The sequence below is a fragment of the Achromobacter sp. ACM05 genome (assembly GCF_019218915.1).
GTDB classification, from domain to species: Bacteria; Pseudomonadota; Gammaproteobacteria; order Burkholderiales; family Burkholderiaceae_B; genus Achromobacter; species Achromobacter animicus.
Genome location: NZ_JAHUWQ010000001.1, coordinates 341,032 through 361,472 on the forward strand (window position 1 = coordinate 341,032; position 20,441 = coordinate 361,472).

The window sequence follows — 20,441 nt, forward strand, 5'->3', positions numbered from 1 at the left end:
CGTAACAAGGATTAACGGTGTTTGAAGTCGGGTTTGCGCTTTTCGGTGAACGCGGCCATGCCTTCCTTCTGGTCTTCGGTGGCAAAGAGCGAGTGGAAGACGCGGCGTTCGAACAGCAGACCTTCGTTGAGCGAACCCTCGAATGCGCGGTTGACGCATTCCTTGGCCATCATGACGGAGGGCAGCGACATGGAGGCGATGACGGTGGCGGCGTCGAGGGCTTCTTCGAGCAGCTTGTCGGCGGCAACGACGCGCGAGACGAGACCGGCGCGTTCCGCTTCTTCGGCGCCCATCATGCGGGCGGTCAGCGCGAGGTCCATGGCTTTGGCCTTGCCGACGGCGCGCGGCAGGCGTTGCGTGCCGCCGGCGCCGGGAATGACGCCGAGCTTGATTTCGGGCTGGCCGAACTTGGCGGTGTCGGCGGCGATGATGATGTCGCACATCATGGCGAGTTCGCAGCCGCCGCCGAGCGCATAGCCGCCGACCGCGGCGATGACGGGCTTGCGGATGCGCTTGAGGGTTTCCCAGTTGCGGGTGATGTATTCGCTGCCGTAGACGTCCATGTAGGACCAGTCTTTCATGGCGCCGATGTCAGCGCCGGCGGCAAAGGCCTTTTCGCTGCCGGTGATGACGACGCAGCCGATTTCGGGATCGGCCTCGAACGCGAGCAGCGCGGCGCCGAGTTCATCCATGAGCTGATCGTTCAGCGCGTTGAGCGCCTTGGGACGATTCAGCGTCAGCAGGCCGACTCGGCCCCGGGTTTCGACCAGTACAAACGACTCGCTCATGAATGTCTCCGGTAATAAGATATGAGCCATGAAAAAAATTGATGACGTACCGCCCATACTTTACCGCCTTGCGCCGCACGATCCCGCCGGCCACCGCTACCGGATAACCCTTACGATCGCATCGCCCTCGCCCGCGGGCCAGCGCCTGTCGCTGCCGGCATGGATTCCGGGCAGCTACCTGATTCGCGATTTCTCGCGGCAGATCGAGTCGCTGACCGCGTATTCGGGAACGCGGCGGGTGAATGTCGACAAAACAGACAACCACACGTGGCAGGCAGCGCCTTGCGAGGGGCCGCTGCGGATTGAATACACGGTGTATGCGTGGGATCTGTCGGTGCGCGGCGCGCATCTGGACGAGACGCACGGGTTCTTCAACGGTACGAGCGTGTTCCTGCGCGTGCAGGGCCAGGACCATGAACCCTGCCTGGTGGACCTGGCGCCGCCGCGAGGCATCGACGGCTGGAAGGTGTACACGAGCCTGCCCGAGGCCGCAGGCCACAAGGGCGCGGCGCGGCGGCACGGGTTCGGGTTGTATCTGGCGCCGGACTATGACGCGCTGATCGACCACCCTGTCGAAATGGGCACGCCGCAGGTGTCGCGCTTTGTGGCGCACGGCGCGGAGCACGAGCTGGTGTTCACGGGGGTTGCGCCGAATCTGGATCTGGCGCGGATTACGGAAGACGTGAAGAAGATCTGCGAGACGCAGATTGCGTTTTTCGAACCGCGCACGAAGCGGGCGCCGTTCCTGGACAGCGCGGACCGCTATGTGTTCATGACGATGGTGACGGGCGACGGCTACGGGGGTCTGGAGCATCGCGCAAGTACGGCGCTGATGACGGCGCGCAAGGACCTGCCTGTGCTGGGCCAGCAAGGCCAGGGCGACGGCTACCGGGGATTCCTTGGGCTGGTGAGCCACGAGTATTTCCATACCTGGAACGTGAAGCGGATCAAGCCGGATGTGTTCGCGCCTTACGATCTTTCGCAGCCGGATCTGACGCGGTTGTTGTGGGTGTTTGAGGGCTTTACGTCTTACTACGACGATCTGCTGCTGTTGCGCTCGGGCGCGATCACGCGTGCAGATTATCTGCGTCTGCTGGGCAAGACGATCACGAGCGTGGCGCGCACGCCGGGGCGGCATAAGCAGTCGGTCGCCGAAAGCTCTTTCGATGCTTGGACGCGGTATTACAAGCAGGACGAGAATTCGCCGAACGCGTTGGTGAGCTATTACACGAAGGGCGCGTTGGTGGCGCTGGGGTTGGATCTGCTGATCCGGGACGAATCTTCTGGCGCGCGTTCGCTGGATGATGTGATGCGGTTGTTGTGGGATCGCTATGGGCGGGATTTCTATCGGGGCAAGCCGCAGGGGTTGCCGGAAGATGGATTGCCCGCGCTGATCGAGGAAGCGACGGGCGTGGATACGCGCCGGTTCATCGCTCGCCATGCTTACGGGACGGCGGATGTGCCGTTGGCTGACTTGCTTGAAACGCAGGGAGTGAAGCTGCAGTGGAAGGCGTCGGCCAATATTCCGTCATTGGACGTGCGGACGCGCAAGCAAGGTGAGTCACTGACGCTGGCGACTGTTCTTGAAGGCGGGGCTGGGCATAAGGGTGGGTTATCTGCCGGGGATGTGCTGGTGGCGATCGATGGGTTGCGGGTGGATGCGCCGGCGGGGTTGGAGCTGTTATTGGCGCAGTACCGGGCTGGGGATCGGGTGAATGTGCATGTGTTTCGGCGGGATGAACTGAGGGAGTTTCGGGTGCGGTTGAGTGGGCCTGAGGCTTCGGAGTGTGTGTTGGTTTGAGGCGTTTGGGATGGTCCCGTGGCTTCCCCTAGGCTTGGGTTTTTAAGACGTCCGGCACGGTGGCGGCCCGGGGCGCGCGGGGCCACGATTGCGGTCCGGAGCCTTCGCTCCGGACTGCCCCGTCGTCATCTTCGTCCGCCTTCGGCTCCCTTCAGATTCCCTCGGGCTTATCGACGCCCCGCGCGCCCCGGGCCGCCACCGCACCGGACTCTGGCAATTCAAGTCTTCTGGCCATTGGGACGGTCGGCGTGCTTGGCCTTTTTGTGCAGAGACCTTCGGGCTAGAAGCATCTTGCGGTGCCCGTCTCCGTTCGGCCGCGCGGGCGGCCTCCGGAGACTTACGCGGCGTCTTGCGGCGTAGCGATGACGCTTCGCGTGTGGCTGCTTCGGCTCTAGGTGTCTGACACCCAAGTGTGATTCGCCTTATACCAAGTGCGTCTCTGCTTCAGGTGTCCGACATCCAATGAGATTCGCGTCAGGCCAAGTGCGTCTGCGAAGGGTGTCAGACACCAGCAGCGGCAGAGGCTCTCGCGAAGTTCAAGCAAAGACGCCAAGAATCGTCAATTGAACTCCAGTGCCCGATGGGCGGCGCGAACCGGTCGGCAAGTTCTGGCTGACCGTCGCCGCGCCGCCCATCACCGCCCCCCCCCCCCGTGACGGCGGCCCATTAGCAAACCAACCGTCACCAGCGCGTAAGCGACCACCGCCACGACGCCCCACCGGCCCAATGCCGGGTTGCCGCCGTCCGGGCGGCAGCAACCCGGCGGCCCCGCAGATCCCCTTCCCTGACCACAGGTCTTGTAGCGCCCCATACCAAAGACCCTCGTAGCACGGCGTCGTGGTCACCGGGGAGGCGAGCGCCGTCGATGCGCCCGAGGGAATCTGAAGGGAGCCGAAGGCGGACGAAGATGACGAAGGGGAAGTCCGGAGCGAAGGCTCCGGACCGCAATCGTGGGCGATCGCCTCCCCGGTGACCACGACGTCGGGCGACCTACGTAGATCTATCGCCCTTCAATTCACCTTAGCCCCAGACACCTCAACCGCCCTCTTCCAAGTCCCCAACTCCCGCTCGATATGCGCCCCAAACTCCCCAGGCGTAGACCCCACCACCTCATACCCATACCCCGCCAACTGCCCCTTCAACGCAGGCACTGCCACCGCCTCCGCAATTCCCTTGCTGACTGCATCAACCACCGCCCCCGGCGTGCCCGCCGGCGCCAATATTCCGTACCAGCCGTTGACGACGAAGTTGGGAACGGTTTCGGCGACGGTCGGGACGTCGGGCAGAAGCGGAGACCGGTGTTCGCCGGTGACCGCGATTGCCTTGAGTTTGCCGGCCTGCACTTGCGGCAGCGAGGTCGAGATGCTGTCGAACATCAAGGACACTTCGCCGCCTAGCAGCGCAACGACTGCAGGACCGCTGCCTTTGTACGGCACGTGCATCATGTCGGCGCCGGTCTGGTTCTTGAACATCTCGGCGGCCAGGTGGCTGGTGTTGCCGTTGCCGGCGGACGCGAAGCTCAGCTTGCCGGGGTTGGCCTTGCCGTAGGCGATGAGTTCGCTGACGGTGTTGGCGGGCGTGGCGAGCGGGGCGGCGACGAGCATGGGTAGTGTGGCGACGAGGGAGACCGGCGCGAAGTCCTTGCGGGTGTCGTAGGGCAGCGAGGGATAAAGGCTGGGGTTGATGGTGTGGGCGGCCAGCACCATGAGAAGCGTGTAGCCGTCGGGCTTGGCGCGCGCGAGTTGGGCGGATGCGATGGCGCCGCCTGCGCCGGGTTTGTATTCGAGGACGACCGGTTGGCCCCACTTCTTCTGGAGTTCTGCGCCCAGCGGGCGCGCGAGCATGTCTGCGCTGCCGCCCGGCGGGTACGGGATCAGCAAGGTGATGGGCTTGTCCGGATAGGTTGGCGCGGCGTGCGCGACGGCGCTGGCGCCTAGACACAGCACGCTTGCCGACGCGGCTGCCAGGATTGAACGGATCATCGGTAGCTCCTTTGCCCAGCGCGGGGCGGACGTGGGTCATCATCAGGGCGGCAGGAACGGCTGCGCCTGCCAGTCGTTTGCGCACATCTCGGCGTGGCTGCGCAAGCCGGTCGCTTACGCACATCGCGACGCGCCCCGCGCAGAATCCCGCTTACGTGTGTCGCGGCGCGTCTGCGTCAGCGGGTCGATTGCGCGTATCGCGGCACGCCCGTGTCATCCACGACGATCGTTCGCGGCGATTGCGGAAAATGCAGCGGCGCGTCGGTGACCGACCGCAGGAAGTCTTCGGTTACCCCCGCCTTCATCGCGTGCACCTCCAGACCCACGGGCATGACGTCAATGACGGCAAGGTCCGTATAGATGCGCGACACCACGCCTTTGCCGGTGAGCGGATAGGTGCATTGCCGCAGGATCTTGGGCGTGCCGTCGCGGCCGCGGTGTTCCATGGTGACCAGGACCTGCTTGGCGCCAACGGCCAGGTCCATGGCGCCGCCGACGGCGGGGATGGCGTTCGTGGCGTCGGTTTTCCAGTTGGCGAGGTCGCCGCGTTCGGACACCTGGAAGGCGCCCAGGACCGCGTAGTCGAGGTGGCCGCCGCGCATCATGGCGAAAGAGATCGTGTGTTCGGTGATGGACGCGCCTTGCAGCAAGGTGATGGGCTGGCGGCTGGCGTTGATGAGGTCGGGGTCGATGTCGTTGCCGGTGGCGGCGGGGCCCATGCCGAGAATGCCGTTTTCGCTGTGCAGCAGGATTTCGCGGCCGCTGGGCAAGTAGTCGCCGACCAGGGTCGGCATGCCGATCCCGAGGTTGACGGTGGCGCCATCGGGAATGTCGCTGGCCAGAAGCTGGGCGATCTGCTGGCGGGTCAGGCCGATGATGTCTTGCATGTCAGGCCTCCACGCGCACGACGGATTTCACGAAGATGCCCTGCGTCATGATCTGTTCGGGCACCAGCGCGCCCAGCGGCACGATCTCGTCGACCTGCGCGATGGCGTGTCCCGCTGCCATGCACATGACGGGATTGAAGTTGCGCGCGGCGTGGCGGTACATGAGGTTGCCCCAGCGGTCGCCCAGGTGCGCGCGGATGAGGGCGTAGTCGGCGCGCAGGGGCTGCTCGAGCACGTAGCCGATGCCGTCGATGACTTCCTGGCGCCGGCCTTCTGCCAGTTCGGTGCCGTAGCCGGTGGGCGTGTAGAACGGACCGAGTCCAGCGCCGGCCGCGCGCAGCCGTTCGGCCAGGGTGCCTTGGGGCACGCATTCCAGTTCGACCTCGCCTGCGCGGTAGGCGCGGGCGAAAGCCTCGGAGTTGGGTGGGCGCGGGTGCGAACAGATGATCTTGCGGACCTGCTTGCGCACCAACAGCGCGGCGATGCCGCGTTCGAAGGTGCCGGCGTTGTTGGAGATGATGGTGAGGTTGCGCCGGTCCAGTTCGGCCAGGCAGTGCAGCAGTTCGTAGGGCACGCCGGCTTCGCCGAAGCCGCCCACCAGCACGGAGGCGCCATCGGGAATGACGGCCACGGCCTGCGCCATGGATTCCTGAATCTTGTCGATCACCTATTGCTCCTGCACGAGACCCGCGGCGTCCACGATGCTTTTCCAGCGGGCGCGTTCCTGGTCGATGAAAGCCGCGAACTCCACGGGCGTGTTGCCGCCGGCCTGGCCGCCCATGGTCTTGAAGCGCTCGCTGATCTCGGGGCTGCGCACCACGTCGCGCGTGGCGGCGTAAAGCTTGTCGATGGCGTCCTGCGGCGTGCCGGCGGGTGCGACCAGGCCGAACCACGCGGTGACCACCATGTCCTTGACGCCGGCCTCGGCCATGGTCGGCACGTCCGGCAATTCGGCGAGGCGCTTGTCGCTGGTGACGGCCAGCGCGCGCAGCTTGCCGGCCTGGATGTACGGCATGGAGCTGGGCAGGTTGTCGATCATGAAGGTGAACTGCTGGCCGAGCAGCGCGGCCACGGCGGGGCCGGCGCCCTTGTAGGCGACGTGCGTGCCGGGGATGCCGGCGCGCTGCTTGAACATTTCGGCGGACAGGTGCGGCGACTGGCCCGCGCCGGAACTGCCGAAGGAAACCTTGGAAGGATCCTGCCTGACCTGCGCCAGCAGATCGGCCACGCTGCGGGCGGGCGAGGCTTCGTTGACGACGAGGACGTTGGGCACCGAAATCACGAGCGTCACCGGCGCGAAGTCGGCGGGCTTGTAGGGCAGCGTCTTGTAGAGCGCGTAGTTGATGGCGTTGGGGCCGATGTTGCCCATCAGCAGCGTGTAGCCGTCGGGCTTGGCGCGCGCCAGCGCCTGCGCGCCGATGATGCCGGCGGCGCCGGCGCGGTTTTCCACGATGACCTGCTGGCCGAGCTTGGCGGACAGCTTATCGGCGATGAGGCGTGCCGAGATGTCGGTGGTGCCGCCCGGCGCGGCCGGGATGATGAGGGTGATGGGCCGTTCAGGCCAGGCCGCCTGCGCCGGGTTCGCGATGGCGATGGCCATCGCGCCGGCTGCCAGCCAGCGATGCGCACACATCATGCTTGTCTCCCTGCGTGACCATTGATTGGTCAACTCGTGAGCACGAGTGTGGGCGCGGGGGTGGCAATTGCCTATTCCGGAATCCGGAGGTGTGGGTTCGCCTGGGCTGAAGTACGCATTCTGGCCGACGCGGTTTAACTGCCGCGGGCGCCACGATGGCCTTGCCGGCCAACGCTGCGGCGGCCGACTGGCGTGTTCAGTGGCGGCCGCCGGGCGTCGGGTATTACGCCCCCGCGCGCTCCCAGCGCCGCTGGATGGCCTTGGCCGCGACCACGCCGTCCGCCATCGACGTCACCACGCACGGATGCATGCGGTGCGCGACCTCGCCGATGGCGTAGATGTCGGGCACGCTGGTCTCGGCGGTGGCGAAGTCGGTGCGGATGTAGCCGCGCTCGTCGCGCGCGAGCCTCAGGTCGTCGGCAAACGCGGCCTGTGGTTCCCAGCCGTAGAAGACGAGGATCAGGTCGTACTGCCGGCCGTCCACGCTGCGGGTGGCCGGGTCGACCTTGTAGGGTCCGATGTGCACGCCTTCGGTACCGGCGCGCGTCACCCATTGCTGTTGGGCGCGCACACTGCGGGCGTAGAGATGGACATTGCGCGCGCCGCGGTTGCGCACGTAGACGTAGTTTTCGAAGGCGTTGTCGCCCCCGCCCAGCACCGCGACCGACAGGCCGGAATAATCCTGCGCCACGATGGGCGAGCCGGGGCCGATCAGCACGCCCGGCCAGGACGCGCCCGGCGGGTGGTCGGGCAGCCCCTTGGCGCGCACGCCCGAGGCGATGACCAGAGTGCGGGCGCGGGCCAGGGTTTCCTGGCCGTCCGGACCGGCGAGCGTGGCCTCGATGCCGCCCTTGCAGGGCCGCACGCCGGTGACGCGGGTTTCCAGCCGTACCGGCACATCGGCGGCGCGCACGCTGGTGTCGATGTTGGCGGCCACCTGCTGGCCGGTCACGCCCGGCAAGACGGCGATCCAGTCGTCGGCGAACGGGTTGTCATTGCCCAGCCCGCCCAGACGGGCGCTGGCCTCGACCAGCAGCGGCGACAGGCCCAGGCGGGCCAGCCAGAGGGCGCAGGAGGCGCCGGCCGGGCCGCCGCCTACAATGACCGAATCGTGCATCTGTTGCATTTCACCCCTTATTGACTGCGCCGGCGCCTCGCGGGCGCCCGGACATGGCCGAATTGTAGCCAGCGCGTCCCCCCATCCGCCGCCGCCTTACAATTCGGGCTATTCCACCCAGGTTTTCATCATGCCCACTCGCCGCATCATTCTTTCCGGCCTTGCGCTCGACGCCCGCATCGGCATCCTCGAACACGAGCGCCGCGCCACCCAGCCCCTGCACGTCGATGCCGAATTCGACGTCGACATCCAGCGTTCGGTGGACGACCACGATATCCACAGCGTGCTGGACTACCGCCGGCTGCGCGAGGCCATCGTCGAGGAATGCACGCAGGCGCATGTGAACCTGATCGAAACCCTGTCCGAACAAGTAGCGGCGCGCCTCTTGGCGGACTTCCAGGAAATCCGCGCGCTGCGCTTGCGCATCAGCAAGCCCATGGCCTTCTCCGACTGTGCGGCGGTGGGCGTGGAAATCCAGATCAATCGCTGACATGAACGATATCGCTCCCCCCGGCGTGCAATTTCGCACGCCCGCCGACGAAAAGGCACGCCACGAAGGCAACAAGCTGACCAAGCGGCTGGCGCGCGAGACCACGCGCGCCTTGTCCGACTACAACATGATCGAGGAAGGCGACCGCGTGATGGTCTGCCTGTCCGGCGGCAAGGATTCCTATGCCATGCTGGACATCCTGCTGCAGCTCCAGAAGCGCGCGCCGTTCAAGTTTGAACTGATCGCGGTGAACCTGGACCAGAAGCAGCCGGGCTTTCCTGACCACATCCTGCCGCAGTACCTGAAGGAATTGGGCGTCCCCTTCCACATCGAGACGCAGGACACGTATTCGATCGTGACGCGCGTGCTGGAAGAGGGCAAGACGATGTGCTCGCTCTGTTCGCGGCTGCGTCGCGGCATTCTGTACCGCGTCGCATCGGAACTGGGCGCCACGAAGATCGCGCTGGGCCATCATCGCGACGACATCCTGGCCACGTTCTTCCTGAACCTGTTCTATGGCGGCAAGGCCAAGGGCATGCCGCCCAAGCTGGTGTCCGACGACGGCCGCCACACGGTGATCCGCCCGCTCGCGTACGTTGTCGAGTCCGACCTGATCGCCTACGCCGAACTCAAGCAGTTCCCGATCATTCCGTGCAATCTCTGCGGGTCGCAAGAGAACCTGAAGCGCAAGGAAGTGGGCCGCATGATCAAGGAATGGGACAAGCAGCACCCGGGCCGGTCGTGGAACGTGTTCAACGCGCTGTCGCGGGTGGTGCCTTCGCATCTGATGGACCGCGACCTGTTCGATTTCGTCGGCTTGAAGCCCACGGGCGTGCCGGATGCCAACGGCGACACGGCGTTTGATACGGTCGATCCCACGGACGAGTCGGACGATGCGTGCGGCGATACGCCGCCGGCATTGGAACCGGGCGCGATCGTCGAGAAGAAAGTGGTGTTCTCGCGCGGGTGATGCGCCGCGTGCAACGCGACCATCCCAAATGAAAATGGGGCTGCGATAGGCAGCCCCATTTTTTTGCTCGGGCGCAATCAGGCGTTCAACACCCGGATCGGCGAGCCCGCTGCCCACGCCTTCACGGCTTCCAGGCAGTTCTGGTAGAAGGCCTCGAAGTTTTCGCGGCTGACGTAACCCAGGTGCGGGGTCAGGATCACGTTGTCCAGGTCGCGCACGCTGTCGGTGGGCGACAGCGGCTCTTCGGGATACACATCCAGCCCCGCGCCGGCGATGCGGAACTTGATCAATGCGTCCATCAGCGCTTCCTGATCGACGAGTCCGGCGCGCGAGGTATTGACCAGATACGCGGTCGGCTTCATCGCGGCCAGCGCGGTGGCGTCGACCACGTTGCGGCTGCGATCGGACAGGATCAGGTGCAGGCTCACCACGTCGGACGTGGAAAAGAGTTCGTGCTTGTCCACGCGCGTGACGCCGGCGGCCTCGGCGCGCTCGTCGGTCAGGTTGGGGCTCCAGGCCACCACGTCCATGCCGAAGGCCAGACCCACCTTGGCCACCGCGGCGCCCAGCTTGCCCAGGCCCACCACGCCCAGGCGCTTGCCGGCCAGCGGCTCGGGCATGGCCGTCTGCCACATGCCGCGGCGCATGGCGGCGTCTTCGGCGGGCAGATGCTTGAAGAGACCCAGGATGTGCGCCCAGGCCAGTTCCGCCGTGGCGGTGTTGGCGTCGGCACTGCCGGGCGCGCCGGACACGACGATGCCCTGCTCAGCGCAGGCCTGCATGTCGATGGCGTTGTTGCGCATGCCGGTGGTGACCAGGAGGCGCAGCTTGGGCAGGGCGCGGATGCGCTCGGCGGGAAATGGCGTGCGCTCGCGCATGGCGACGATCACGTCGAAGGGCTCGAGCGAGGCCTCGACCTGGTCGTCGGGAATGAAGTTGTTGAAGATCTGCACCTCGGCGTCGCCGCCCAGCGAGGTCCAGTCCGCATAGCGCCGGGCTACGTCGTGGTAATCGTCGAGTATTGCGATTTTCAAGTCTTGTCTCCGGGAGGGATGGCGCTTGCCGCGCCCCCCTTTCCCGGGCCGGCGCGACGCGCGCCGGTCAGTTCAAACGGGCCTTGAGCTGGTCCAGCGGCAGCGCGCCGCTGATGCGCGAGCCGTCGGCAAAGAACAGCGTCGGCGTGCCGCGCACCATCAGCTGCTGGCCAAGCTCCAAAAGCTTGTCTTCGGGCACGTCGCAATTGGCGTTGGGCGGCGTCTTGCCGCGCAGCATCCAGTCGTCCCAGGTCTTGCCCTGGTCCTTGGCGCACCAGACATTGCGCACCTTGACCTTGGAATCCGGCGACAGGATGGGGTAGAGGAAGGTGTAGACGGTCAGGTTGTCCACATCTTCGAGCGTCTTGCGCAACTGCTTGCAATAGCCGCAGTTGGGGTCTTCGAAGATCGCGACCTTGCGCGAACCGTCGCCCTTGACCTGCTTGATCGCCAGGTCCAGCGGCAGCTGGTCGAACGTGACGGCGCTGAGCTTTTCCTGGGATTCGCGGGTGACGTCGCGGCGCGTGGCGGCGTCGATCAGCGGTCCTTCCATGACCCACGTCACGCCTTCGTCGGTGTAGATCAGGTCCATGCCGAGCTGCACTTCAAACAGGCCATAAGGCGTGCGGCGCACGGTCGTGACGTTCATGCCGGAGAAGCGTTGCTGAAAGCGCTCCTTGACGGCGGCCGACTGCGGATCGAGTTCGGTGGTGGAGACGCTTTTTTCGCCCTTGGCCGCCTGCCCCACGGACTGGGTGGAGACGGATTTTGCGCCCTGCGCATGTGCCGTGGCGGACAAGCCGATACCCGCGGCGAGGAAACAGGCCGCCAGCGTGGCGGGAATGCGGAATTTCATCGGTACTCCTGGTCTTGTCAGTCGTGTGCTCAGCCGGAAAGCGTAACCGATCCGGGTCGGGCGGCCGCGGCAGGCGGCGGGTGGGCGGATCCGTATCAGACGGGGCCGGGTCAGTCCTAATTGGCCGACGCCCCCGCGATCAGCCGGCGCTTGATCAGCGGCGCGCCCTCGACCCAGTGCATGCCGGCGTTGCGCAGCCAGACGAGCGGCGTCGCCTTCGATCCGAACAGCTTGTGCAGCCCGTCGGTCGCCAGCCGCATGGCCAGGACCGGTTCGGCGCGCGCCCGCTGGTAGCGGTGCAGCACGCGCAGGTCGCCGGCCTGCCGGTAGGGTTCGCGCTCGGCGACGATGCGGGCCAGCGCCTCGACGTCGCCCAGCCCCAGGTTCAGGCCCTGTCCCGCCAGCGGGTGCAGGCGGTGCGCGGCGTCTCCGGCCAGCGCGATGCCGGGCGCCACCATCTGGGCGCGCTCCAGCGTCAGCGGAAAACCGTGCAGCTTGCTGCGGACCTTCAGGCGGCCCAGCCGCCCTTCGGCAGCCTCGGCCAGCAGCGCCTCCAGGCGGGCGGTCTGCGCTTCCTGCGGCAGGTCCAGCAGTTGCTGGGCCAGCTCGCTGCGCATGGACCACACCATCGAAACCTGGGGGCCGTCCGCGGTATCGGGCAGCGGCAGCAGCGCCAGCACGCCGTCGTCGCGAAACCATTGGATCGCGGTGCCCTGGTGCGGCAATTCCGCGTCCAGATGCACGACGAGTCCGGTGTCGTTGTAGGACTGGGCTTCGTGCTTCAGCCCGGCCGCCTCGCGCAGCGGCGAGGCCGCGCCATCGGCGCCGACGAAGAGTTCGGCCTGGATGCGGGCGCCGCTCTCGGTGTCGATCGCGCCGTTCTGGTAGCCGGTGCAGCGGTCTTCCAGCCACGCGATGCCGAACATGCGCACGGCCTGGATCAGGACGCGCTCGATCTCGCCGGATTCGACGATCCAGGCCAGTTGCGGCAGCGCGGCCTGCCAGGCATTGAGGTTGACCTGGCCGTCCGCGTCGCCGTGGATTTCCATGGCCTGCACGGGCATCAGCCGCGACGCGGGCATGGCATCCCACACGCCGATGTCGGCCAGGAAGCGCTGGCTGGCCGGCGAAATGGCGTAGACGCGGGGGTGATAGCGGTTGGGATCGGCGGGCGGCACGGCGGCGCGCGGCGCCAGGACGGCCACACGCTGGCCGCGGCGGGCCAGCGCCAGGGCGGTGGACAGGCCGACGATGCCGGCCCCGCAAACTACGATCTGATGGCTCATCGTGCGGAAGGCTCCCCGGCCTGTTTGGGCCACAGCAGCCACATCTGGCCGCGTTGCTTCATGCGGCCGGCCTGCTGGCCGGCTTCTTCGCCGTAACCCCAGTAGAAGTCGGCGCGGGCCGCGCCCCGGATGGCGGTGCCGGTGTCCTGGGCGAACACCAGGCGCTGCAAGGGCCGGTCCGACGCGGGATAGGTGGTGGACAGGAACAGCGGCGTGCCGAGCGGCACGAAGGTCGCGTCCACCGCCACCGAGCGCCGCGGCGCCAGCGGGATGGCATAAGCGCCCTTGGGGCCTTGTTCAGGATCCACGACCGCCTCTTCGCGGAAGAACACCACGGCCGGATTGGCGTTGAGCATTTCCTGGACACGCTTGGGATTGCGCTGCGCCCAGGCCCGTATGTTCTGCATGGACGCCTGGTCGGCGGTGAGTTCGCCGCGGTCGATCAGCCAGCGGCCGATGGACACATAGGGCTGGCCGTTGTGGTCGGCGTAGGCGACGCGGATGGTCTTGCCGGCGTCGGGACCGTCGGTCAGCTGCACGCGCCCGGAGCCCTGGACCTGCAGGAAGAAGTTGTCCACGGGGTCGTCCACCCAGACCACCACGGGCGGGCGGCGGCCGGACGACGATTCGATGGCGGCGCGCGTGTCGTACGGCACGACGCGCTTGCCGTCGAGCTTGCCGCGCACACGCTTGCCGGCCAGGTCGGGGTAGATGGAACCCAGGTCGATCGTCAGCAGGTCGGCGGGCACCGCGTACAGCGGCCATTGGTAGACACCGCCCTGGCGGCGCGAGCCGCGCACCAGGGGTTCGTAGTAGCCCGTCACCGTATTGGTGGCCGGCTTGCCGTCGGCCGCATTCAGGCGCCACGGTTGCAGGTAGGTCTGCAGGAAGCGGCGCACGCCTTCGGCGTCGCCGGCGGCGGGCGCGCGGGCCGGGTCGATGGCCGCGGCGCAGACCGGCTGCCAGGCGCGCGGCGTGGCACGCGCGGGCGCGGCCAGGTTTCCGCTGGTGGGCCGCATCAGACCCTTGCAGTTGCGCAGGAAAAGGGGCCAGAACTGCGACAGGTCGTCGGCGCTCCATCCGGGCAGCTCGGACCAATTGGCCGGCTTCAACTTGCCGGCCAGCGCGCGCGGCGGGGTGTCGGGCAACGAGCCCAGCGGCGGCACGACGAGCGGGCCGTCGGCCGCGGGCGTGCGAGCACCGGGCGTAGCCGGCAGGCCGGATCCGGAATCAGGGGGAATATCGGAGGGGGTGGAACATGCCGCCAGCAGGATCGACAGCACGGACAGGCTAAGAATGCGCTTCATGTGCAGAGGGAAAAACGTGCAACGGAAGGCCGGACCATACTCAGTGCAAGGTGCGCGGCATGGCCAGGACGAATTCGGAGATCGGCACCTCGAACGGAATGCCGTTCTCGCCGACGCAGTGATAGATGCCGCGCATCGTGCCCACCGGCGTGGGCAGGGGACAGCCGCTGGTGTATTCGAAGGTCTCGCCCGGGGCCAGGAGGGGCTGCTGCCCCACGATGCCCAGGCCGCGCACTTCCTGCACGCGCTGGTTGCCGTCGGTGATGATCCAGTGGCGGCTGATCACCTGCGCGGGATGTTCACCGGTATTGGTGATGCGGACGGTGTAGGCGAACACGAATTGCTGTTCGCCGGGGTCGGACTGTTCGGGCACGAAGCGCGGAGAGACAGAGACGCTCAGGTCGTAAGGTTTCACAGTCCTTCCCTGTGTGGCTGCACGCGGGCGGCGGAACATGGGCGCCCACGCTTGAAAGACGGAATTTCAGGCGCGCCAGCCGGGGCATACCCGCTGCGGCGCCTCAAACTGCAATAATGGCACATTATGCCCTCCCCGACCCCGAACATCATGTCCAAGCAAACGGCCTCCACCCGCATTACTCCCAGCATCCTGTCGGCTGACTTCGCCCGGCTGGGCGAGGAAGTCCGCAACGTCGTCGCCGCGGGCGCCGACTGGATCCACGTGGACGTGATGGACAACCACTATGTCCCCAACCTGACGATCGGCCCGATGGTCTGTGCCGCGATCCGCCCCCACGTCGAGGTGCCGATCGACGTGCACCTGATGGTCGAGCCCGTGGACGCGCTGGTGCCGCAGTTCGCCAAGGCCGGCGCCGACTACATCAGCTTCCACCCCGACGCCAGCGCCCACGTGGACCGCACGCTGTCCCTGATCCGCGAAAGCGGCTGCAAGGCCGGTCTGGTCTTCAATCCCGCCACGCCGCTGTCCTACATGGACTACGTCATGGACAAGATCGACCTGGTGCTCATCATGTCGGTGAACCCGGGCTTTGGCGGCCAGAGCTTCATTCCGGCGGCGCTGACCAAGCTGCGCGAGGCCCGCGCCCGCATCGATGCGTGGATGCAGGCCGGCGGCCAGGAGATCGTTCTGCAGGTGGACGGCGGCGTCAAGATCGACAACATCGCCGAGATCCGCGCCGCGGGCGCGGACACGTTCGTGGCCGGCTCGGCCATCTTCGGCAAGCCGGATTACGCCGGCATCATCAAGGCCATGCGCGACCAGATCGCCATCGGCGAAACCACCGCTGTCTAAGGAACCCGACATGACCGCTTTTCGCGCCGCGCTGCTGGACCTGGACGGTACCCTGCTCGACTCCATTCCCGATCTGGCCTTTGCCGCCAACGCCATGCGTGTTGAACTTGGCATGATCGCGCTGCGCGAGGACGTGGTCGCCACGTTCGTCGGCAAGGGCGTGGACAACCTGGTGCGGCGCAGCCTGGCCGGTTCGCTCGATGCCGCCGACCCGGCGCCCGACGAATTCCAGCGCGCCCGCGAGGCTTTCTACCGCCACTACCACCTGGTCAACGGCGAGCGCGCGCAGGTCTACCCGGGCGTGATCGAAGGCCTGAAACTCATGCGCGACCAGGGCCTGAAGCTGGCCGTGGTCACCAACAAGCCCACGGAATTCACCTTGCCGCTCTTGCAGCGCACGGGGCTGGCGGGCTTTTTCGAGGCCGTGGTGTGCGGCGACACCTGCGAGCGCCGCAAGCCCGATCCCGACCAGATCCACCATGCGTGCGACCTGATGGGCGTGGGCGTGAACGAGGCCGTGACGATCGGCGATTCGATCAATGACGCGCAGGCGGGCCGCAGCGCCGGCACGCAGGTCCTGGTGGTGCCATATGGCTACAACGAAGGACGTGACGTGCGCGAGCTGGATGTCGATGGTATAGTTGACACGCTTGTTGACGCCGCCCAGTGGGTCGCGCTCTGGAATCAAAACCAGAACGCAGCAAAAGTCCCCGCTTGAAGCACGTCGCAACCCAGGCAAGAATTCACTACCGCGCATCACTTCCGCGTACTTCATTACCGAACCGCTAAATGAACGTTTCCATCCAGAACCAAATGCTCGGCGCCTCGTGGCGTTGGTGGCGTTTGTCTTCCGGGTGGCGATGATTCCCCTTCCCGGCCCTAGACGCGACCTTGCCGCCTAGCGCCGACACTGTGTAAACAGCGCCCAACCCGGAACCAGTCAACTGGACCGGGTTTTTTGTTGCGTGCCCGGTCCGAAAGCAGACACCGCTTACGAGACCCGACATGACCGAAATCGAATTCAAGGCCCTTGCGGCACAAGGCTACAACCGCATTCCGCTGGTGGCCGAGACCTACGCCGACCTGGACACCCCGCTTGGCATCTACCTGAAACTGGCGCACTCCGGTCCCCTGGCCGGCCGCATGACCTGCCTGATGGAATCCGTGGTGGGCGGCGAGCGCTTCGGCCGCTATTCGTTCATCGGCCTGCCGGCGCGCACCGTGATCCGCGCCAGCGGCACGCGCACCGAAGTGCTGCATGACGGCAAGGTCGCCGAGACGCACGACGGCGATCCGCTGACCTTCATCGAGCAATACCAGAGCCGCTTCAAGGTCGCGCTGCGCCCGGGCATGCCGCGCTTCTGCGGTGGCCTGGCCGGTTACTTCGGCTACGACACCGTGCGCCACATCGAGCCGTGCCTGGGCCCCGCGGTCAAGCCGTTCCCGGCCGGCATGGAAGGCGGCACGCCCGACCTGATGCTGATGCACGTGGACGAACTGGTCATCGTCGACAACCTGGCCGGCCGTATCTACCTGATGGTCTATGCCGACCCCAGCCAGCCCGAGGCCTACAGCCGCGCGCAGCAGCGCCTGACCGACCTGCGCGCGCGTCTGCGCCGCCCCGTGGAGATTCCGTACAGCCACGCCAGCATGCAGACCGAGGAACGGCGCGATTTCAAGAAAGAGGACTACCTGGCGGCCGTGCTGCGCGCCAAGGAACATATCGCCGCCGGCGACCTGATGCAGGTGCAGATCGGCCAGGTCATCGCCAAGCCCTTCCGCGATTCGCCCCTCTCCCTTTACCGCGCCCTGCGGTCGCTCAATCCCTCCCCCTACATGTACTTCTGGAACTTCGGTGATTTCCAGGTGGTGGGCGCATCGCCCGAGATCCTGGTGCGCCAGGAACGCACGGTGGAAAACGGCGAGCCGAAGTCGCAGATCACGATCCGTCCGCTGGCCGGCACCCGCAAGCGTGGCGGCACGCCTGAGGAAGACGCGGCGCTGGCGGCCGAACTGAAGGCCGATCCCAAGGAGATCGCCGAACACGTCATGCTGATCGACCTGGCGCGCAACGACGTGGGCCGCGTCGCGCAGGTGGGCTCGGTGAAGGTGAGCGACACCATGGTGATCGAGCGCTACTCGCATGTGATGCATCTGGTGTCGAATGTGACCGGCACCCTGAACCCCGGCATGAGCAGCATGGACGTCCTGCGCGCCTCGTTCCCGGCCGGCACGCTGACGGGCGCCCCCAAGGTCGAGGCCATGAAGATCATCGACGAACTGGAACCCGTGCGCCGCGGCATCTACGGCGGCGCGGCCGGCTACCTGAGCTACGGCGGCGAGATGGACGTGGCCATTGCCATCCGCACCGGCGTCATCAAGGACGGCACGCTGTACGTGCAGGCGGCTGCGGGCATCGTGGCCGATTCGAACCCCGAAGCCGAATGGGCCGAGACCGAAGCCAAGGCGCGCGCCGTGCTGCGCGCGGCCGAGCAGGTGCAACACGGCCTGGACGAACCCATCTGAGCCTCGCGGCCAAAACGACACCGCCCGGGCCGCAGAACGGCCCCGAGGAGAAAAAAATGCTGTTGATGATCGACAACTACGATTCCTTTACCTACAACCTGGTGCAGTACTTTGGCGAGCTGGGCGTGGACGTTCGCGTGGCGCGCAACGACCAGATCACGCTTGAAGAAGTGGCTGCGCTCAATCCCGACCAGATCTGCGTGTCGCCCGGCCCGTGCTCGCCGGCCGAGGCCGGCATCTCGGTGCCGCTGATCCAGGCGTACGCCGGCAAGAAGCCCATCCTGGGCGTGTGCCTGGGCCACCAGGCCATCGGCGCGGCCTTCGGCGGCGACATCGTGCGCGCGCAGCAGATCATGCACGGCAAGACGATCCAGCTGTCGCACACGGGCACTGACATCTTTGAAGGCCTGCCGACGCCGTACACTGTCATCCGCTACAACTCGCTGACCATCGATCCGGCCACCCTGCCGGACTGCCTGGCGGTCACCGCGACGGCGCCGGATGGCGACATCATGGGTGTGCGGCACAAGACCCTGCCGCTATACGGGGTACAGTTCCACCCCGAATCCGTACTGAGTGAGCACGGCCACGCCCTGCTGCGCAATTTCCTGAACCTCGCCTGAAAGGACGCACCGTGACGATTTCCCCCTCCGAAGCGCTGACGCGCTGCATCGAACACCGCGAAATTTTCCACGACGAAATGCTGCACCTGATGCGCATGCTGATGCGCGGCGAGATGTCGCCGCAGATCGCCAGCGCGTTGTTGATGGGCCTGCGCGTCAAAAAGGAAACCGTGGGCGAGATCACCGCCGCGGCGCAGGTCATGCGCGAGTTCGCCACGCCCGTGGTCACGCCCAATCCGAACGACCTGCTGGACATGTGCGGCACGGGCGGCGACGGCAGCCACACGTTCAACATTTCCACAACTGCGATGTTCGTCGCAGCCGCGGCCGGCGTGCCGATCGCCAAGCACGGCAACCGCAGCGCCTCGTCGTCCAGCGGTAGCGCCGACGTGCTGGAGGCGCTGGGCGCCAACCTGGTGCTGACGCCCGAGCAGGTGGCCGAATGCATCCAGGAGACCGGCATCGGTTTCATGTTTGCGCCCGCCCACCACGGCGCGATGAAGAACGTGGCCGCCGTCCGCAAGGAACTGGCCGTGCGCACGATCTTCAACATCCTGGGTCCCCTGACCAACCCGGCCGGCGCCGCCAACCAGTTGATGGGCGTCTTCCACCCCGACCTCGTCGGCATCCAGGTGCGCGTGCTGGAACGCCTGGGCTCGCGCCACGTGCTGGTCGTGCACGGCAAGGACGGCATGGACGAGGCCTCGCTGGGCGGGGCCACGATGGTCGGCGAACTGAAGGACGGCGTGGTCCGCGAGTACGAGATTCATCCCGAGGACTACGGGCTATCCATGATGTCCAACAGGAGCATCAAGGTGTCCAATCGCGAGCAGTCGCGCGAGCTTGTCATAGAGGCGCTGGAGAATGTCGAAGGCGCGGCCAGAGACATCGTCGCCCTGAACGCCGGGCTCGCCATCTATGCCGGCAACAAAGCCGATTCCATTCCCGAAGCCTTAGCGCTAGCATTTGAACTAATTTCCACCGGCGCGGCGCGAGCCAAGCTGGAAGAATTCTGCGCATACACCCGGACATTCCAGAAATGAACGATATTCTCGCGAAGATCCTCGCCGTCAAGGCCGAGGAAGTCGCCGCCGCCCGCCAGATGCGCAGCGAAGCCGAAGTCCTGCGCGAAGCGCAGGCGCGCCAGGACGTGCGCGGCTTCGCCCAAGCCATCGAAGACAAGATCTCGCAAGGCAAGGCCGGCGTCATCGCTGAAATCAAGAAAGCCTCGCCCTCCAAGGGCGTCATCCGCGAGGGCTTTGCGCCCGCCGAAATCGCGGCCACCTACGCCGTGCACGGCGCGGCCTGCCTGTCCGTGCTGACCGACGTGCAGTTCTTCCAGGGTTCGCACGACCACCTGCGCCAGGCGCGGGCCGCGTGCGCGCTGCCGGTGCTGCGCAAGGACTTCGTGATCGATCCCTACCAGATCGTCGCCGCGCGCGCGATGGGCGCCGACTGCGTGCTGCTGATCGTGGCCGCGCTTACGCCCGCGCAACTGCGCGACTACGAAACGTTGGCGATCGAGCTGGGCATGGACGTGCTCGTCGAAGTGCACGACGCCAAGGAGCTGGAAGTCGCGCTCACGCTCAAGACGCCGCTGCTGGGCATCAACAACCGCAACCTGCGCACGTTCGAGACCAGCTTGCAGACCACGCTGGACCTGCTGCCGCGCATTCCCGCAGGCAAACGCGTCGTGACCGAAAGCGGCATCCTCAAGCCGGAAGACGTGAAGCTGATGCGCGAGCACAAGGTCGACGCGTTCCTGGTGGGCGAAGCTTTCATGCGCGCGAAGGATCCTGGCGCGGAACTGGCGCGTCTGATCGGGTGAACCCGCGGCGGCGGGCGGCGTTGCCGTCTTGCCTTGCCGG

General features: G+C 66.4%; 20 protein-coding genes. 9 read left to right on the forward strand and 11 right to left on the reverse strand.

All coding sequences use genetic code 11. The features are described from left to right. Nucleotides 1–11: 11 nt before the first annotated feature. Complete coding sequence (locus KW836_RS01550) at nucleotides 12–788, reverse strand: enoyl-CoA hydratase (RefSeq protein ID WP_175139475.1); 777 nt, start codon at nucleotides 786–788, stop codon at nucleotides 12–14. A 28-nt stretch (nucleotides 789–816) separates the two neighbouring features. On the opposite strand from KW836_RS01550, the gene KW836_RS01555 reads away from it, so the two are divergent. Continuing rightward, nucleotides 817–2,589, forward strand: coding sequence for a M61 family metallopeptidase (locus KW836_RS01555; RefSeq protein WP_175125095.1), 1,773 nt, complete (start codon nucleotides 817–819; stop codon nucleotides 2,587–2,589). Between the two features lie 1,010 nt (nucleotides 2,590–3,599). On the opposite strand, the gene KW836_RS01560 is transcribed toward KW836_RS01555, so the two are convergent. The 5 genes from KW836_RS01560 to KW836_RS01580 all read right to left on the reverse strand — a co-directional run bounded on the left by KW836_RS01560 (nucleotide 3,600) and on the right by KW836_RS01580 (nucleotide 8,220). Next, nucleotides 3,600–4,571 carry a tripartite tricarboxylate transporter substrate binding protein gene (locus tag KW836_RS01560; protein ID WP_175139581.1) on the reverse strand — a complete coding sequence of 324 codons (972 nt, stop codon included), beginning with the start codon at nucleotides 4,569–4,571 and terminating at the stop codon, nucleotides 3,600–3,602. A 176-nt stretch (nucleotides 4,572–4,747) separates the two neighbouring features. Beyond that, nucleotides 4,748–5,458: a 3-oxoacid CoA-transferase subunit B gene (locus tag KW836_RS01565; protein WP_218342266.1), complete on the reverse strand. Its 711-nt coding sequence runs from the start codon at nucleotides 5,456–5,458 to the stop codon at nucleotides 4,748–4,750. 1 nt (nucleotide 5,459) lies between these two features. Continuing rightward, a complete protein-coding gene (locus KW836_RS01570) occupies nucleotides 5,460–6,125 on the reverse strand; it encodes a 3-oxoacid CoA-transferase subunit A (RefSeq protein ID WP_175123712.1) in 666 nt (221 codons plus the stop codon). Beyond that, a complete protein-coding gene (locus KW836_RS01575; RefSeq protein ID WP_175123713.1) occupies nucleotides 6,126–7,094 on the reverse strand; it encodes a tripartite tricarboxylate transporter substrate binding protein in 969 nt (322 codons plus the stop codon). A gap of 223 nt (nucleotides 7,095–7,317) precedes the next feature. Then, entirely contained in the window at nucleotides 7,318–8,220 is a 903-nt protein-coding gene (locus KW836_RS01580; protein WP_175123714.1) for an NAD(P)/FAD-dependent oxidoreductase, read from the reverse strand. 121 nt (nucleotides 8,221–8,341) lie between these two features. Here KW836_RS01580 and folB point away from each other — a divergent pair, with 121 nt between their 5' ends. Together folB and ttcA are read left to right on the forward strand one after the other, a co-directional pair. After that, nucleotides 8,342–8,701 carry a dihydroneopterin aldolase gene (gene folB / locus KW836_RS01585; protein ID WP_056565007.1) on the forward strand — a complete coding sequence of 120 codons (360 nt, stop codon included), beginning with the start codon at nucleotides 8,342–8,344 and terminating at the stop codon, nucleotides 8,699–8,701. A 1-nt stretch (nucleotide 8,702) separates the two neighbouring features. Then, nucleotides 8,703–9,671, forward strand: coding sequence for a tRNA 2-thiocytidine(32) synthetase TtcA (gene ttcA, locus KW836_RS01590; RefSeq protein ID WP_175123715.1), 969 nt, complete (start codon nucleotides 8,703–8,705; stop codon nucleotides 9,669–9,671). 77 nt (nucleotides 9,672–9,748) lie between these two features. On the opposite strand, the gene KW836_RS01595 is transcribed toward ttcA, so the two are convergent. From KW836_RS01595 to apaG, 5 genes are all read right to left on the reverse strand, one after another. Next, nucleotides 9,749–10,705, reverse strand: coding sequence for a D-2-hydroxyacid dehydrogenase family protein (locus KW836_RS01595; RefSeq protein ID WP_218342267.1), 957 nt, complete (start codon nucleotides 10,703–10,705; stop codon nucleotides 9,749–9,751). A gap of 67 nt (nucleotides 10,706–10,772) precedes the next feature. Further along, on the reverse strand, nucleotides 10,773–11,561 hold the full coding sequence (locus KW836_RS01600; RefSeq protein ID WP_175123717.1) for a DsbC family protein: 789 nt from the start codon (nucleotides 11,559–11,561) through the stop codon (nucleotides 10,773–10,775). 116 nt (nucleotides 11,562–11,677) lie between these two features. Further along, on the reverse strand, nucleotides 11,678–12,847 hold the full coding sequence (locus KW836_RS01605; RefSeq protein ID WP_175139586.1) for a UbiH/UbiF family hydroxylase: 1,170 nt from the start codon (nucleotides 12,845–12,847) through the stop codon (nucleotides 11,678–11,680). Beyond that, complete coding sequence (locus KW836_RS01610; protein ID WP_175123719.1) at nucleotides 12,844–14,154, reverse strand: murein transglycosylase A; 1,311 nt, start codon at nucleotides 14,152–14,154, stop codon at nucleotides 12,844–12,846. Before KW836_RS01610 ends, KW836_RS01605 begins: the two co-directional genes overlap by 4 nt. Before the next feature lie 40 nt (nucleotides 14,155–14,194). Then, complete coding sequence (apaG, locus tag KW836_RS01615) at nucleotides 14,195–14,569, reverse strand: Co2+/Mg2+ efflux protein ApaG (protein ID WP_056319266.1); 375 nt, start codon at nucleotides 14,567–14,569, stop codon at nucleotides 14,195–14,197. A 126-nt stretch (nucleotides 14,570–14,695) separates the two neighbouring features. Here apaG and rpe point away from each other — a divergent pair, with 126 nt between their 5' ends. The 6 genes from rpe (at nucleotide 14,696) to trpC (ending at nucleotide 20,401) form a co-directional block, all read left to right on the forward strand. Then, complete coding sequence (rpe, locus tag KW836_RS01620) at nucleotides 14,696–15,424, forward strand: ribulose-phosphate 3-epimerase (RefSeq protein WP_056565028.1); 729 nt, start codon at nucleotides 14,696–14,698, stop codon at nucleotides 15,422–15,424. Between the two features lie 10 nt (nucleotides 15,425–15,434). Continuing rightward, nucleotides 15,435–16,142: a phosphoglycolate phosphatase gene (locus KW836_RS01625; protein WP_056319270.1), complete on the forward strand. Its 708-nt coding sequence runs from the start codon at nucleotides 15,435–15,437 to the stop codon at nucleotides 16,140–16,142. Between the two features lie 287 nt (nucleotides 16,143–16,429). After that, nucleotides 16,430–17,950 (forward strand): anthranilate synthase component I, encoded by a 1,521-nt coding sequence (gene trpE, locus KW836_RS01630; protein WP_175123720.1) that lies wholly within the window; start codon nucleotides 16,430–16,432, stop codon nucleotides 17,948–17,950. A gap of 56 nt (nucleotides 17,951–18,006) precedes the next feature. After that, the gene (locus KW836_RS01635) at nucleotides 18,007–18,573 is read left to right on the forward strand and encodes an aminodeoxychorismate/anthranilate synthase component II (RefSeq protein WP_105237103.1); all 567 of its coding nucleotides are present in this window, start codon (nucleotides 18,007–18,009) and stop codon (nucleotides 18,571–18,573) included. 11 nt (nucleotides 18,574–18,584) lie between these two features. Further along, complete coding sequence (trpD, locus tag KW836_RS01640; RefSeq protein WP_056565041.1) at nucleotides 18,585–19,616, forward strand: anthranilate phosphoribosyltransferase; 1,032 nt, start codon at nucleotides 18,585–18,587, stop codon at nucleotides 19,614–19,616. Beyond that, nucleotides 19,613–20,401: an indole-3-glycerol phosphate synthase TrpC gene (gene trpC / locus KW836_RS01645; RefSeq protein WP_175123721.1), complete on the forward strand. Its 789-nt coding sequence runs from the start codon at nucleotides 19,613–19,615 to the stop codon at nucleotides 20,399–20,401. Before trpD ends, trpC begins: the two co-directional genes overlap by 4 nt. The last annotated feature ends 40 nt before the right edge of the window (nucleotides 20,402–20,441 follow it).